General features: G+C 70.1%; 16 protein-coding genes. 3 read left to right on the plus strand and 13 right to left on the minus strand.

The window, feature by feature from the left end; translation table 11 throughout:
- Window positions 1-81: 81 nt before the first annotated feature.
- The 9 genes from lnt to MTBUT4_RS16840 all read right to left on the minus strand — a co-directional run bounded on the left by lnt (window position 82) and on the right by MTBUT4_RS16840 (window position 8,207).
- Entirely contained in the window at window positions 82-1,704 is a 1,623-nt protein-coding gene (lnt, locus tag MTBUT4_RS16800; protein ID WP_173980853.1) for an apolipoprotein N-acyltransferase, read from the minus strand.
- On the minus strand, window positions 1,701-2,612 hold the full coding sequence (locus MTBUT4_RS16805) for a hemolysin family protein (RefSeq protein WP_173980854.1): 912 nt from the start codon (window positions 2,610-2,612) through the stop codon (window positions 1,701-1,703). The genes lnt and MTBUT4_RS16805 overlap by 4 nt, the downstream gene beginning before the upstream one ends.
- Before the next feature lie 5 nt (window positions 2,613-2,617).
- Window positions 2,618-3,181 (minus strand): rRNA maturation RNase YbeY, encoded by a 564-nt coding sequence (gene ybeY / locus MTBUT4_RS16810; protein ID WP_173980855.1) that lies wholly within the window; start codon window positions 3,179-3,181, stop codon window positions 2,618-2,620.
- The gene (locus tag MTBUT4_RS16815; RefSeq protein WP_173980856.1) at window positions 3,178-4,149 is read right to left on the minus strand and encodes a PhoH family protein; all 972 of its coding nucleotides are present in this window, start codon (window positions 4,147-4,149) and stop codon (window positions 3,178-3,180) included. Before MTBUT4_RS16815 ends, ybeY begins: the two co-directional genes overlap by 4 nt.
- Window positions 4,146-5,468 (minus strand): tRNA (N6-isopentenyl adenosine(37)-C2)-methylthiotransferase MiaB, encoded by a 1,323-nt coding sequence (miaB, locus tag MTBUT4_RS16820; protein WP_173980857.1) that lies wholly within the window; start codon window positions 5,466-5,468, stop codon window positions 4,146-4,148. The genes MTBUT4_RS16815 and miaB overlap by 4 nt, the downstream gene beginning before the upstream one ends.
- 106 nt (window positions 5,469-5,574) lie before the next feature.
- On the minus strand, window positions 5,575-6,405 hold the full coding sequence (locus MTBUT4_RS16825) for a 1-acyl-sn-glycerol-3-phosphate acyltransferase (RefSeq protein ID WP_173980858.1): 831 nt from the start codon (window positions 6,403-6,405) through the stop codon (window positions 5,575-5,577).
- 10 nt (window positions 6,406-6,415) lie between these two features.
- Window positions 6,416-7,228 (minus strand): GNAT family N-acetyltransferase, encoded by an 813-nt coding sequence (locus MTBUT4_RS16830; RefSeq protein WP_173980859.1) that lies wholly within the window; start codon window positions 7,226-7,228, stop codon window positions 6,416-6,418.
- Window positions 7,229-7,248: 20 nt separating this feature from the next.
- A complete protein-coding gene (locus MTBUT4_RS16835) occupies window positions 7,249-7,677 on the minus strand; it encodes a Fur family transcriptional regulator (protein WP_173980860.1) in 429 nt (142 codons plus the stop codon).
- A 104-nt stretch (window positions 7,678-7,781) separates the two neighbouring features.
- Window positions 7,782-8,207 (minus strand): MucR family transcriptional regulator, encoded by a 426-nt coding sequence (locus tag MTBUT4_RS16840; protein WP_173980861.1) that lies wholly within the window; start codon window positions 8,205-8,207, stop codon window positions 7,782-7,784.
- 100 nt (window positions 8,208-8,307) lie between these two features.
- Here MTBUT4_RS16840 and MTBUT4_RS16845 point away from each other — a divergent pair, with 100 nt between their 5' ends.
- Window positions 8,308-8,556, plus strand: coding sequence for a sulfurtransferase TusA family protein (locus MTBUT4_RS16845; protein WP_173980862.1), 249 nt, complete (start codon window positions 8,308-8,310; stop codon window positions 8,554-8,556).
- Here MTBUT4_RS16845 and MTBUT4_RS16850 read toward each other — a convergent pair.
- Together MTBUT4_RS16850 and tsaB are read right to left on the minus strand one after the other, a co-directional pair.
- Complete coding sequence (locus MTBUT4_RS16850) at window positions 8,537-9,013, minus strand: GNAT family N-acetyltransferase (protein ID WP_254434902.1); 477 nt, start codon at window positions 9,011-9,013, stop codon at window positions 8,537-8,539. The genes MTBUT4_RS16845 and MTBUT4_RS16850 overlap by 20 nt on opposite strands.
- A 4-nt stretch (window positions 9,014-9,017) precedes the next feature.
- Entirely contained in the window at window positions 9,018-9,671 is a 654-nt protein-coding gene (gene tsaB / locus MTBUT4_RS16855) for a tRNA (adenosine(37)-N6)-threonylcarbamoyltransferase complex dimerization subunit type 1 TsaB (RefSeq protein WP_173980863.1), read from the minus strand.
- A gap of 67 nt (window positions 9,672-9,738) precedes the next feature.
- On the opposite strand from tsaB, the gene ddpX reads away from it, so the two are divergent.
- Both ddpX and MTBUT4_RS16865 read left to right on the plus strand, forming a co-directional pair.
- A complete protein-coding gene (gene ddpX / locus MTBUT4_RS16860; RefSeq protein ID WP_173980864.1) occupies window positions 9,739-10,308 on the plus strand; it encodes a D-alanyl-D-alanine dipeptidase in 570 nt (189 codons plus the stop codon).
- Window positions 10,309-10,525: 217 nt separating this feature from the next.
- Window positions 10,526-10,750, plus strand: coding sequence for a hypothetical protein (locus MTBUT4_RS16865; RefSeq protein ID WP_173980865.1), 225 nt, complete (start codon window positions 10,526-10,528; stop codon window positions 10,748-10,750).
- Window positions 10,751-10,838: 88 nt separating this feature from the next.
- On the opposite strand, the gene ppa is transcribed toward MTBUT4_RS16865, so the two are convergent.
- Both ppa and ald read right to left on the minus strand, forming a co-directional pair.
- On the minus strand, window positions 10,839-11,372 hold the full coding sequence (gene ppa, locus MTBUT4_RS16870; protein WP_173980866.1) for an inorganic diphosphatase: 534 nt from the start codon (window positions 11,370-11,372) through the stop codon (window positions 10,839-10,841).
- 21 nt (window positions 11,373-11,393) lie between these two features.
- Window positions 11,394-12,512, minus strand: coding sequence for an alanine dehydrogenase (ald, locus tag MTBUT4_RS16875; protein WP_173980867.1), 1,119 nt, complete (start codon window positions 12,510-12,512; stop codon window positions 11,394-11,396).
- Window positions 12,513-12,556: the final 44 nt, after the last annotated feature.

Raw genomic sequence — 12,556 nt, forward strand, 5'->3', positions numbered from 1 at the left:
CCCGGTGACGACAATAGTATGGCATTTGTATGCAAGTCAATCGGGTGTCTTCACCATTGTCGTCGCGCAGTGGGCATGCGTTCAACCCTTTCCTCGTGATGCGCGGCGGAGCCCGCCGGCGACAAGTCCGGCGACGACGAGACAGGCCAGCGCCAGCGCCAGCGGCAGGGGCGGCCCCAACCGGGCATAGATGGTCGCCGGCAGCGGGCGCGGCAACGACGAATCGACGATGCCGCGCCGTCCCAGATCCAGCCGCGCCACCTCGCGCCCCAGCGGGTCCCAGACGCCCGAAATGCCGGTATTGGCCGAGCGCACCAGCGGCAGGCCCTCCTCCACCGCCCGCATGCGCCCGGCGGCGAGGTGCTGATAGGGACCGGCCGACAGGCCGAACCAGCCGTCATTGGTCACCGTCAGCAGCCAGTCCGGGCGCTGCTGGTCGCCGCCGACCACGGAACCCGAAAAGATCGCCTCGTAGCAGATCAGCGGGCTGAAGGGCGGCAGGCCGGGCAGGTCCAGGGTGCGCAGGCCGGGTCCGGGCGAGAAATCGGTGCCGCCGTGGGTGATCTTGGCGATGGGCAGAATCTGGCGCAGCGGCACGTATTCGCCGAACGGCACCAGATGCACCTTGTCGTAGCCCCCCACCACCTGGCCGGCGCCGTCGATGGCCATCAGGCTGTTCCACAGCCGCATCGGCTCGACGCCCTTGGGGGTGATGCGCGGCGCCCCGGTCAGCACCATGCCCCCCGGCGGAGCGACATGGGCGACCAGCGCCCGGTGGCGGGCATCGAGGTCGAGGAAGAACGGCGCCGCCGTCTCGGGCCACACCACATGGGTGATGCCGTCCAGCCCCGGCTGGCGGGTCAGTTCGATCTGGTCGAGCAGGTGCGCCTCGCGCAGGTCCTCCTGCCATTTGTGCTGCTGGCCGATGGCGGCCTGGATCAGGCGCAGGCGGATGCCATCGACGGTTTCGGTGGGGTTGGCGGCCAGCCGCAGGCCGCCGCCGCCCAGGGTCAGGGCGGCCAGGGCCAGGGCGGCCCCCAGCGCCCGCATCCTCACCCGGCGGTCCGGGGCCTGCGCCGCCGCCGCCGGCAGGCCGAACACCAGCACGGTGCCCAGGCACAGGCCGTAGACGCCGACCACGGCGGCGCCCTGCAGCACCGCCGGCACCGCGTCCCACACCGAGCCCAACGGATTCCACGGAAAGCCGGTGAGGAACCACGAGCGCACCCATTCCGCCAGCGTCCAGGTGCCGGCCAGCGCCACCACGCCGAGCACCCCGCCGGGCCGCAGCATCCACGCGCCCAAGGTGGCGAGGCCGAGGAACACCGCCTGCACGCCGCCCAGGCCCAGGGTGGAGAACGGGATCATCCAGGCGAATTTCTCGGGCTCGATCAGCATGGCGTTGCCGATCCAGTAGAAGCCACCGGCATACCAGCCCAGCCCCCACCACCAGCCGACGGCGAAGGCGCCCTTGCGCGAGGTGGCGCCGCCCAGCGCCCAGACCAGGGCGGCGACGGTGGGCAGCAGCACCGGCACCAGCCCGACCGGGGGCAGCGCCAGCACCGACAGCAGGCCCAGTGCCGCCAGAAGCCCGTTGCGGCGCCAGCCCTTCAGCCCGGCCACCGCGCCCGGCAGCGCGCCAAGTCCGCCTCCGGCGAAGCCGCCGGCACGGGCCAGCGCGAGCACGGCGGCGGTGGCGGTCATGCGGAATCCGGGGACGGTTCGGGGGCGGTGCGGCGGACCCGCAGCCACTTGACCCGGCGCGGATCGGCATCGACCACCTCGAATTCCAGGCCCGAGGGGTGGGCGATCAGCTCGCCGCGCGACGGCACCCGCCCGGCGATGAAGAACACCAGGCCGCCCAAAGTATCGACGTCGTCGCGCTCCTCCTCGGTCAGCACCGACCCCACCAATTCCTCGAATTCGGCGATGGGGGTGCGGGCGTCGGCCTCGATGACCCCGTCGGGGCGCATTACCAGGTCGGGCTCGGCGGCGCGGTCGTGTTCGTCCTCGATCTCGCCGACGATCTGCTCGACCAGGTCCTCGATGGTGACCAGCCCGTCGATGCCGCCGTATTCGTCCACCACCAGCGCCATGTGGGTGCGCTTCAGGCGCATCTCCAGCAGCATGTCCATCACCCGCATGGACGGCGACACGAACAGCACCCGGCGCACGATGCGGTGCAGCTGGAACGGCTTGTCGACCCGAAGGGCGGCCAGCACGTCCTTGATGTGGACCATGCCGATGATGTCGTCCAGGTCGCCGCGGTACACCGGCAGCCGGGAATGGCCGTGGCGGGTGAAGAACTCGGTCAGGTCGTCCGCGCCCAGGGTGGCGTCGACGCCGACGATGTCGGCGCGCGGCACCATCACGTCATAGGCGGTGCGCTCGCGCAGGTGCAGGATGTTGCCCAGCAGCAGGCGCTCGTGGTCGTCGATGGGGATGCCGGATTCGTCGCGGTCCTCGATCAGCTCCTCGAGGGCCTCGCGCACCGTCTCGCTTCCCTTCGAGCGGCGCAATTGGCGCATCCAGTTGCGGATGCCGTCGACAAGGCCGTCGGCCCTGTGGTTCGCCCCGTTCTCACGGGGCGGGGTACTTTGCGGGTCGTTCATGGTCCTCATCGCCCTCCTTCGGCGATGTTCGTGGGGGCGGCGATGCCGGTATAGGGATCGGCGATGCCGTAGCCGGCCAGGATGGCGGCTTCCAGGCGTTCCATCTGCTCGGCCTCGGCCTCGCTTTCTTCGTGACCGCGGGCTTCGTGCCCGCTGGCCTCGTGATCATAGCCCAGCAGGTGCAGCACGCCGTGCACCACCAGATGGGCGGCATGGTGGGCCAGGGTCTTGCCCTGCTCGCGGGCCTCGGCGACGCAGGTGCCGAGGGCCAGCACCACGTCGCCCAGCAGCAGCGGCGCGCCCACCGGCAGCGGCGCCTCGTCGTCGTCCATGGCGGCGAAGGACAGCACGTTGGTGGGCACGTCCTTGCCCCGCCACTCGCGGTTCAGGCGCTGCACCTCGCCGTCGTCGGCGAGCAGGATGCTGATTTCCACCGGCGGCCCATCGAGCCCCTCGCCGGCCCCGGCCACCGCCGCCGCCGCCATGGTGCGGCACAGTTCCTCGGCGCCGGGCAGGGCCTCGGTCCAGGCGGGATCGGCGATGGCGACCTCTACTGTGACGATGGTCATGGACTGGGTTTTCCTTCCCGCTCGGCGCGGTCATAGGCCCGCACGATGCGGGTGACCAGGCCGTGGCGGACCACGTCGCGGTCGGTGAAGCGGATGAACGAGACGCCCTCCATGGCGCCCAGGATGTCGATGGAATCCTTGAGGCCCGACCGGGTTCCGGCGGGCAGGTCGATCTGGCTGAGATCGCCGGTCACCACCATGCGCGAGCCCTCGCCCATGCGGGTCAGGAACATCTTCATCTGCACCGGGGTGGTGTTCTGCGCCTCGTCCAGGATGACGAAGGAATTGGCCAGGGTGCGCCCGCGCATGAAGGCCAGCGGCGCCACCTCGATCTCGCCCGAGCCCAGCTTCTTCATCACCTGGTCGCCCGGCAGCATGTCGTAGAGGGCGTCGTAGAGCGGGCGCAGATAGGGATCGACCTTGTCCTTGAGGTCGCCGGGCAGGAAGCCCAGGCGCTCGCCGGCCTCCACCGCCGGGCGCGACAGGATGATGCGGTCGACCTCGCCGGCCAGCATCAGCGCCACCGCCTTGGCCACCGCCAGGTAGGTCTTGCCGGTGCCGGCCGGACCCAGTCCGAACACCAAGGGGTCGCGGGCCAGGGCGCGCAGGTAGTCGGCCTGGGTCGGCGTGCGCGGGGCGATGTGACGCTTGCGCGTGCGCAGCACCAGATCGGCGCCCGGCTCGGGGACATGGCGGGCCATGCGCACGGCGGCATCGACGTCGGCGGTTTCCAGGTGGCCCTGGCGGCGAGCCAGGGCGTAAAGGGCGTCGAGCACCTGGCCGGCATCGCCGGCGGCCTCGACCGGGCCGGACACCGAGACGGTGTTGCCGCGGGCGTTCAGCGCCACCCCCAGCTGCGCCTCGATGCGCTCCAGATTGGCATTGTGGGGACCGAACAGCACCTGCAGCAGGGCGTTGTCCTCGAACTCGCGATGGGTGGTCGCATCGGCGGGGCTGGCCTGGCTCACCGCGGGCTCCCTTCCGCCGCCGGCACCGCCGCCAGCGAGTTGGGGTGCACCGCGGTGACGGTGAGCCGCACCACCTTGCCGGCCAGATGGGCGGCGGCGTCCACGTGCACCGGCTGCATGTAGGGCGAGCGCCCCAGCATCTGGCCGGCATGGCGGCCGGGGCGGTCGAGCAGCACCGGCATGGTGCGCCCGACGCAGGCGCGGTTGAAGGTCTCGGTCTGCGCCTGCAGCAAGGCCTGCAGCGCGGCCAGGCGGGCCTCCTTGACCGGCTCGGGGACCTGGTCGGGCATGGCCGCCGCCGGCGTGCCGGGACGGGCGGAATACTTGAAGGAATAGGTCTGGACGAAGCCGACCTCGCGCACCAGTGCCAGGGTGTCGGCGAAATCGGCATCGGTCTCGCCGGGGAAGCCGACGATGAAGTCCGAGGACAAGGCCAGATCGGGCCGCACCGCCTTCAGCCGCTCGGCCAGGCGCAGGTAGTCGTCGCGGTCGTGGCGGCGGTTCATGGCCGCCAGGATGCGGTCCGAGCCCGATTGCACCGGCAGGTGCAGGAACGGCATCAGCTTGTCCACCTCGGCGTGGACGGCGATCAGCGCCTCGTCCATGTCCATGGGGTGCGAGGTGGTGTAGCGGATGCGCTCGAGCCCGTCGATCCCGGCCAGGCCCCGGATCAGATGGGCGAGGCCGCCCTGGTCGCCATGCCAGCCGTTGACGTTCTGGCCCAGCAGGGTGATCTCCACCACCCCCTGATCGACCAGGCGGCGGGCCTCGTCCAGGATGGCGGCGCGGGGGCGCGAATACTCGGCGCCGCGGGTATAGGGCACGACGCAGAAGGTGCAGAACTTGTCGCAGCCCTCCTGCACCGACAGGAAGGCGGCGGGGCCGTCGGCGCGGGCGTCGGGCAGGTGGTCGAACTTGGGCTCGGCCGGGAAGTCGGTGTCGAGCACCGAACCGCCGGCGCGGCTCGCTTGCGCCACCATTTCCGGCAGGCGGTGATAGGTCTGCGGCCCCAGCACGATATCGACGAAGGGGGCGCGGCGCAGGATCTCCTCGCCCTCGGCCTGGGCGACGCAGCCGGCCACGGCGATGATCATGCCGTCGTCCCGGGCGGTCTTCAGGCGCTTCAGCCGGCCCAGTTCCGAAAACACCTTCTCGGACGCCTTCTCGCGGATGTGGCAGGTGTTGAGGATGACCATGTCGGCGTCTTCCGCCCGTTCGGCCGGGCCATATCCCAGCGGCGCCAGCACGTCCGCCATGCGGGCGGAATCGTAGACGTTCATCTGGCAACCGTAGGTCTTGACGAAGAGCTTTCTGGTCAATGTCTTATGCAAGCGGCGTTGCCGCCGCCAGCGGTTGGGGACCGGGCCATGCCATGAAGCTAGCACCGCCGGTCCAGGAGTCAAGGTTCGGAACAGTTACGCCGGGTTACGCTTCCGCGACGGCGGCGGCCGGATGAGGTAGCGCCGGCGGCAGCGGGCGCCCGCACAGGGCGCGGACCACCCCGTTCGCCACCACGTCGTGGCAATGGTTGGCCAGGGCCTTTCGGTCGCCGAAATCGGCCAGGGTGACCGGCGCGTGGAAGGTCACCTCGACGGTGGCCTCGCCCAGGCCCAGCGCCTCGAACAGGTGGCCGGCCAGGGTCATGTCGCCGTACCAGGCATAGAAGCTGCGGAAGGCGCGGCCCATGGGCATGCCGTCGAGCCGGGTATAGGCCACCGACACCGGCTGCACCACCGGAAGCGAGGAATCGGCCAGCGGCGCCTCTACCACCGCGAACAGCGAGCTCTTGAACGGCAGCACCCGGTTGCCGTCGTTGGAGGTGCCCTCGGGGAACAGGATCAGCGAATCGCCGCCGTCCAGGCGCCGGCGCAGCAGGTCGCGCTCGCGCGCCGAACCGCCGCGGCGGCGAGCGACGAAGACGGTCCGCGCGATGCGGGCGAGGAAGCCGAAGCCGGGCCACCCCGCCACCTCGGTCTTGGCGACGAAGCAGGCCGGCAGCAGGCTGCCCAGGATGACGATGTCGAGATAGCTGGAATGGTTCGAGACGAACATCACCGGCCGCACGAGGCCGGCCGGGGTGCCGTGCACCACCACGTGGAAGCCGCAGATGCGGGCGACCCGGCGGAAGTAGAAGCGGGTGAACCGGGCGGCGTGGAAGCCGCTGGCCGCCAGCACCGCCAGATAGGGCGGCAGCAGGACCAGGGTCCAGCCCAGGAAGGCGATCAGGCGCAGGGTGGCGACGAAGGGATTGACCATGGCTGGGGCGTCAGGAGGTGGCCATCACGTCCCGGGCGGTGCGGTCGTAATGCTTGGAATATTTCGCGGTGACCAGGTCGGTCTTGACCAGGACACAGACGTCGGTGGTGTTGAACTGGTGATCGATCACCGCGCCGTCGCCGACGAAGCCGCCCAGGCGCAGATAGCCCTTGACCAGCGGCGGCAGCGAGGCCAGCGCCCGGCGGGGATTGAGCGAGTCCGCCGGGGCGCGGTTCATGTCGACATAGAGTTCAGGCAGGGCGCGGGGCCGCATGGCCTCGGGCGCCAGGTGGAAATGGTGCAGATAGGCCAGTTGGGTGGCCAGCGCGTCCGGATCGGTGCCGGGCAGCGAGGCGCAGCCGAACATCAGGTCGATGCCGTGGTCGAAGACGTAAGAGGCGATGCCCGCCCACATCATCTGCATGGTGGTGCCGGTGCGGTATTCGGCATCGACGCAGGAGCGGCCCAGTTCCATGAAGCGGCCGCCGCCGGCCAGCACCTTGGAGATGTCGTACTCGCCGGCGGTGTAGAAGCGACCGAAGCGCTCGCCCACCTCGCGGCGGATCAGGCGGTAGGTGCCGACCACCGCGGCACCGCCGGTCCCGCGCGCCGGATCGAGCACCAGCAGGTGGTCGCAGACGGTGTCGAAATCGTCGAAATCCGAGCCCCGGGCCGCCATGGCGGCGGACGGCCTGGCCCCCATCTCGTCATAGAAGACGCGGTAGCGCAGGGCCTGGGCGGCGGCGATCTCCTCGTCGCTCGCCGCCAGACGCACCTCAAGGCGAGACCCGCCGGCCTCGGCCTCATTCTCCGTCGACGTCATGTCCCCTCGCGTCAGTCAGATCAGGCTTCGGATTCTTTGTCCGCGCCCAGCGGAACTCCATACAGCTCAAGGCGATGACCGACCAGACGGAAGCCATAGCGGCGCGCGATCTCGCGCTGCAGCGCCTCGATCTCGGGGCTGGTGAACTCGATCACCTTGCCCGATTGCACGTCGATCAGGTGGTCGTGATGCTCGCTGGGCGATTCCTCGTAGCGGGCGCGGCCGTCGCCGAAATCGTGGCGCTCCAGGATCGCCGCCTCCTCGAACAGACGCACCGTGCGATAGACGGTGGCGATCGAGATGTGGGCATCGATGGCGGTGGCGCGGCGATAGACCTCTTCGACGTCGGGATGGTCATCGGACTCGGACAGCACCCGGGCGATCACCCGGCGCTGATCGGTCATCTTCATGCCCTTGTCGATGCAGCGCTGCTCGATTCTCGAAACCATGCCGAACCTTGTCTCTTGGAAAGCGCGGCGCCATCATAGACGAAAAGGCGCCGCAAGCAAAACGCCTGCGGCGCCATCGCTGTTCCCGATGCCGGGGCCTGGGATCAGGCCCGCTTGGCGGCCGGCCGCCGGCGCGGCTTGGTGCCCAGGCCGATCTTCTTGGCCAGGGTCGAGCGGTGCGCGGCGTAATTGGGGGCGACCATGGGATAGTCGGCGGGCAGGCCCCAGCGCTCGCGGTATTCCTCGGGCGTCATGTTGTAGGCGGTCTTGAGGTGGCGCTTCAGCATCTTCAGCTTCTTGCCGTCCTCGAGGCAGATGATGTAATCGGGATTCACCGACTTCTTCACCGCCACCGCCGGCTGCGGGCGCTCGGGCACCGCCGGCACCGAGCCGACGCTGGCCAGGGTGCGGTAGACCTCGTTGATCAGCTGAGGCAGGTCGCTCACGGCGACGGTGTTGTTGGCGACGTGCGCAGCCACGATCTCGGTGGTCAGCGCCAACAGGTCGCTGGTGTTAGAACGCTCCGACATGAAGAGCAGACCTCCAAATACGACGAATGGAGGGGTATATAATTCTTTTGCCGGCTAGTGGCAATAACTTCTACGGAAAAAACAAGAAGGCAGCCTGCGCATGACTGACGACGCAAACTACTACCTTGACATCACCGGAGAGGTCTGCCCCATGACCTTCGTCCGCACCAAGTTGCTGGTGGAACGCATGCAACCCGGCGAGATCGCCGAGGTGCGCCTGAAAGGTCACGAGCCTTTGACCAATGTCCCGCGCTCGGTGGCGGAATTGGGGCATGAAATCGTGTCGCTTGAGGCGGAAGTCGAGGGCGGCGCCCAGGGTGTCCATCGGCTCACGATCCGGAAGAAGTAGTGTCCAGATCCTTGCGCATGATCAACGCGTCATTGCCGCCGTAATAGCCCTTGCGCCGCCCCACGGCGGTGAAACCCCGCCTGCCGTAAAGCGCCAGGCCGGCCCGGTTGCCGGCATCGACCTCGAGGAACAGCACCGTCGCCCCGGCCGCCGCCGCCCGGTCGGCCGCCGCCTGGACCAGCCGCCCGCCGAGGCCGCGGCGGCGCCACGGCGGCAGCACGGCGATGGTCAGGATCTCGGCCTCGCCGGCGGCGGCGCGCCACAGCACCAGGCCGGCCGGCCCCGGCGGCCCGGCGGCGGGCACCAGGCTGGCGCCGTCCACCGCGATCAGGCCGGCGGCGCCCGGCATGGCCAGCAGGTCGATCATGGCCTGGGGTCCCCAGGGCTCGGCGAAGCAGATGCGGTGCATGCCGGCCAGCACCTCGGCGTGCAGCGGCGTGGCGGCGATCAGCTCCACCGCCTCAGGCCCGGGGCGGGGTGACGTCGGCGGCACGCAGGTACAGCGGCTCGGGCGCCAGCGCGGTGCCGGCCGCCCAGCGTGCCGCCGCCAGCGCCGCCACCACCGCCGCGTCGGGACAGGGCGGCGCCGTGGCGGCGACGGCGTCGGGCAGGTGCGGCAGCACCCGCGCCGCAGCGTCGCCGACCACCACCACCGGGCCGCCGACCAGCGTGGCCGCCGCTTCCGGCGGCAGCGCCAGCGGCGCCGACAAGGGGCGCAGATCGGAGTCGAAGGCCTGCAGCCACGGCTCCTCACGACGGGATTCGATGGCCGCCAGGACGGTGCGGCCGCGCCGCTCGGTCTCCGCCACCGCCGCCGCCACCGCCTCGGGCACGGTGATGCCGGCCAGCGGCTTGCCCGCCGCCAGGGCCAGGGCGCGGGCGGTGGCCAGGCCGATGCGGATGCCGGTGAAGGCGCCCGGCCCCACCGTCACCGCCAGCAGGTCGAGATCGGCGAAGCCCCGTCCCGCCTCGTCCATGACCGCCGCCACCATGGGCACCAGCGCCTCGGACTGGCCGCGGCTCATGGCGGCGAAGCGGCGGGCCAGCACGGCGCCGTCCCGCCACAGGGCGGCGGAACAGGCGGAGGCGGCGGAATCGAGGGCGAGAACCAGCATGGTCTTAGCGGCAGCCGGGCGGGGCGGCTATACTGCCCCGCCCGCGTGCGGATGAAAAGGAGAAGCGATGGTCCCGCTGGTGCGCATCGGCCCGCCCGACCTGGACGTCGAGGTGGCGCTGGCCTACGCCACCGCCGACAATTTCACCGGCCGCCCGGTCTATCGTCCCGATGCCGGCTGCTTCCTCGTCGCCGAGGCGGCGGAGCGGCTGGCCGAGGCGGCCCGGCTGGCGCGGGCGCTGGGATTGCGGCTGCGCATCCTCGACGCCTTCCGCCCGGTCGAGGCGCAATGGGTGCTGTGGACCCACACCCCCGACCCCGACTTCCTGGCCGATCCCCGGCGAGGGTCGCTGCATTCGCGCGGGGCGGCGGTGGACCTCACCCTGGTGGACGACGCCGGGGCGCCGCTGGACATGGGCACCGCCTTCGACGCCTTCACCCCCGAGTCCCATCACGGCGCCGCCGCCATTCCCGCCGCCGCCCAGGCCAACCGCCACCTGCTGCTGGGCCTGATGACGGCGGCCGGATGGGATCATTACCGGAAGGAATGGTGGCACTACCAGTTGTTCGCCCCCCACCCCCGCCACCCCCTGCTGTCGGACAGCGTGCTCGGCCGTGACGCCATGATGCCGCGCTGACGCGGCACCGCGCTCTTGCGCGCCGGCCGGGGCGACCACATGTCTATGCCGACCCGGGCATATTCGAGGCTTCCTAATATTGCGCTGCAGTATTCACCTTCGGATGCCACCTCCGTGGTAAGAAAGCGGCAATATGATACTTATGAACGGATCGACAAGCCGTAGTCATAGTGATGTATAGTCGAGACACGCCCACATCAGCCGGAAGGGGGCAACCATGATACCCAGCGCCTGTTCGCCCGCCCTGCCGACCGAAGCCCGCACCGTTCCGTTCGCCCTTGGCGTGCACATGCGCCGGTCCAGCCGCTATCTCGGCAATGACGAGCCGTCGCTCGACGAGCTTCTCGCCGACGACGACGTGCTGCGCCGGGTCATGGCCCGTGACGGGGTCGAGCCGGAAAGCCTGCTCGCTCTCGCCCACCATCTGCGCGACCGGGACTGAACGCCGCCGCGCACCCGAAGGAAAGGCCGTCCCCGGCGGGGGACGGCCTTTTTTGGTGTTCTGGCGGCTGGGCGGGGAACGCCCCGCCCTACTTCTTCTTGGCGGCGCGCCTGATGGCCTCCTCGATGAGCTCGGCGGCGCGCTCAGGCCCGCCCCAGCCCAGCACCTTGACCCACTTGCCTTCCTCCAGGTCCTTGTAGTGGGCGAAGAAGTGCTCGATCTGCTGGATCAGGATGCGGGGCAGTTCGTCATAGGACTTCACGTCGTCGTAATAGGGGTGCAGCTTGGGGTGCGGCACCGCCAGGATCTTCTCGTCGTGGCCGCCCTCGTCCTCCATCAGCAGCACGCCGATGGGGCGGCAGCGCATCACCGCTCCCACCGCGATGCCGTGCTTGCCCACCACCATCACGTCCACCGGATCGCCGTCGTCGGACAGGGTGTGCGGCACGAAGCCGTAATTGGTCGGGTAGAACATGGCGGTATGCATGAACCGGTCGACGAACATCGCCCCCGATTCCTTGCAGATCTCGTACTTCACCGGGTCGCCGCGCAGCGGGATCTCGATGATCACGTTGATGTCGTTGGGGGGGTTCTTGCCGATCGGAATCTTCTTGATGTCCATGGTGGTGCCAGATCCTTTTTGTTATTCGGCCAGCGCGGCCAGGGGGTCGACGAAGGCATGGCCCAGGTCGCGCGCCACCGCGGCATGGGTGACCTTGCCGCGGTGGACGTTGAGACCCGCCAGCAGATGCGGGTCCCGTCTCAGTGCCTCGGCCCAGCCGCGATCGGCCAGGGCCCGGACATAGGGAAGGGTGGCATGGCCCAGCGCGAAGGCCGAGGTGCGGGCGACCGCGCCGGGCATGTTGGTGACGCAGTAATGGACCACGCCCTCGTCCACATAGGTGGGCTGGGCGTGGGTGGTGGGCCGCGCGGTGGCGAAGCAGCCGCCCTGGTCGATGGCGACATCGACCACCACCGAGCCGTTGCGCATGCCGGCCACCAGCTCGCGCCCGACCAGCCTGGGGGCGGCGGCGCCGGGCACCAGCACGGCGCCGATGGCGAGGTCGGCCTCGAGAACGTGGCGCTCGACCGCGTCGAGGGTGGCATAGGCGGTCTGGACGCGGCCGCCGAACATCTCGTCGAGCTGGGCCAGGCGGGCCAGCGAGGTGTCGAGCACCGTCACCCGCGCCCCCAGCCCCACCGCCATGCGGGCGGCGTTGGTGCCGACCACGCCGCCGCCGACGATGGTGACGCTGGCCGGCGGCACTCCGGGCACGCCGCCCAGCAGCAGGCCGATGCCGCCCTGTTCCTTTTCCAGGCAATGGGCGCCGACCTGGATCGACATGCGCCCGGCGACCTCGCTCATGGGGGCCAGCAGGGGCAGCCGGCCGAAGGCATCGGTCACCGTCTCGTAGGCGATGGCGGTGCAGCCCGACTCCATCAGCCCCCTGGCCTGGACCGGATCTGGTGCGAGGTGGAGATAGGTGAACAGCACCTGACCCTGGCGCAGCATCGCCGTCTCGGACGGCTGCGGTTCCTTGACCTTGACCACCAGCTCGGCGGTGGCGAACACCTCGGCGGCGGAGTCTGCGATGGCCGCGCCGGCCAGCCGATAGGCGTTGTCCGGACTGCCGATGCCGTCGCCGGCCCCGCTCTCGACCACCACCTGGTGGCCGCCATGGATCAGCTCGCGCACCGCCGCCGGAACCAGCCCGACGCGGTATTCGTGGGTCTTGATCTCCTTGGGAACGCCGATCCGCATGTCTCACCTTTTTGCGCTGCAGCATAGAATAGCCGAAACCGCGC

Origin of the sequence: Magnetospirillum sp. UT-4, from assembly GCF_902729435.1 — a bacterium.
Lineage (GTDB): Bacteria > Pseudomonadota > Alphaproteobacteria > Rhodospirillales > Magnetospirillaceae > Magnetospirillum.

Excerpts from the sequence above, each read along its gene's own strand:
- ald (WP_173980867.1), bottom strand. The coding sequence starts at position 12,512 with ATGCGGATCGGCGTTCCCAAGGAGATCAAGACCCACGAATACCGCGTC.
- ppa (WP_173980866.1), bottom strand. The coding sequence starts at position 11,372 with ATGGACATCAAGAAGATTCCGATCGGCAAGAACCCCCCCAACGACATC.
- MTBUT4_RS16805 (WP_173980854.1), bottom strand. The coding sequence starts at position 2,612 with ATGAACGACCCGCAAAGTACCCCGCCCCGTGAGAACGGGGCGAACCAC.
- ybeY (WP_173980855.1), bottom strand. The coding sequence starts at position 3,181 with ATGACCATCGTCACAGTAGAGGTCGCCATCGCCGATCCCGCCTGGACC.
- tsaB (WP_173980863.1), bottom strand. The coding sequence starts at position 9,671 with ATGCTGGTTCTCGCCCTCGATTCCGCCGCCTCCGCCTGTTCCGCCGCC.
- ddpX (WP_173980864.1), top strand. The coding sequence starts at position 9,739 with ATGGTCCCGCTGGTGCGCATCGGCCCGCCCGACCTGGACGTCGAGGTG.
- MTBUT4_RS16835 (WP_173980860.1), bottom strand. The coding sequence starts at position 7,677 with ATGGTTTCGAGAATCGAGCAGCGCTGCATCGACAAGGGCATGAAGATG.
- MTBUT4_RS16865 (WP_173980865.1), top strand. The coding sequence starts at position 10,526 with ATGATACCCAGCGCCTGTTCGCCCGCCCTGCCGACCGAAGCCCGCACC.
- MTBUT4_RS16845 (WP_173980862.1), top strand. The coding sequence starts at position 8,308 with ATGACTGACGACGCAAACTACTACCTTGACATCACCGGAGAGGTCTGC.
- MTBUT4_RS16840 (WP_173980861.1), bottom strand. The coding sequence starts at position 8,207 with ATGTCGGAGCGTTCTAACACCAGCGACCTGTTGGCGCTGACCACCGAG.
- MTBUT4_RS16830 (WP_173980859.1), bottom strand. The coding sequence starts at position 7,228 with ATGACGTCGACGGAGAATGAGGCCGAGGCCGGCGGGTCTCGCCTTGAG.
- lnt (WP_173980853.1), bottom strand. The coding sequence starts at position 1,704 with ATGACCGCCACCGCCGCCGTGCTCGCGCTGGCCCGTGCCGGCGGCTTC.
- MTBUT4_RS16825 (WP_173980858.1), bottom strand. The coding sequence starts at position 6,405 with ATGGTCAATCCCTTCGTCGCCACCCTGCGCCTGATCGCCTTCCTGGGC.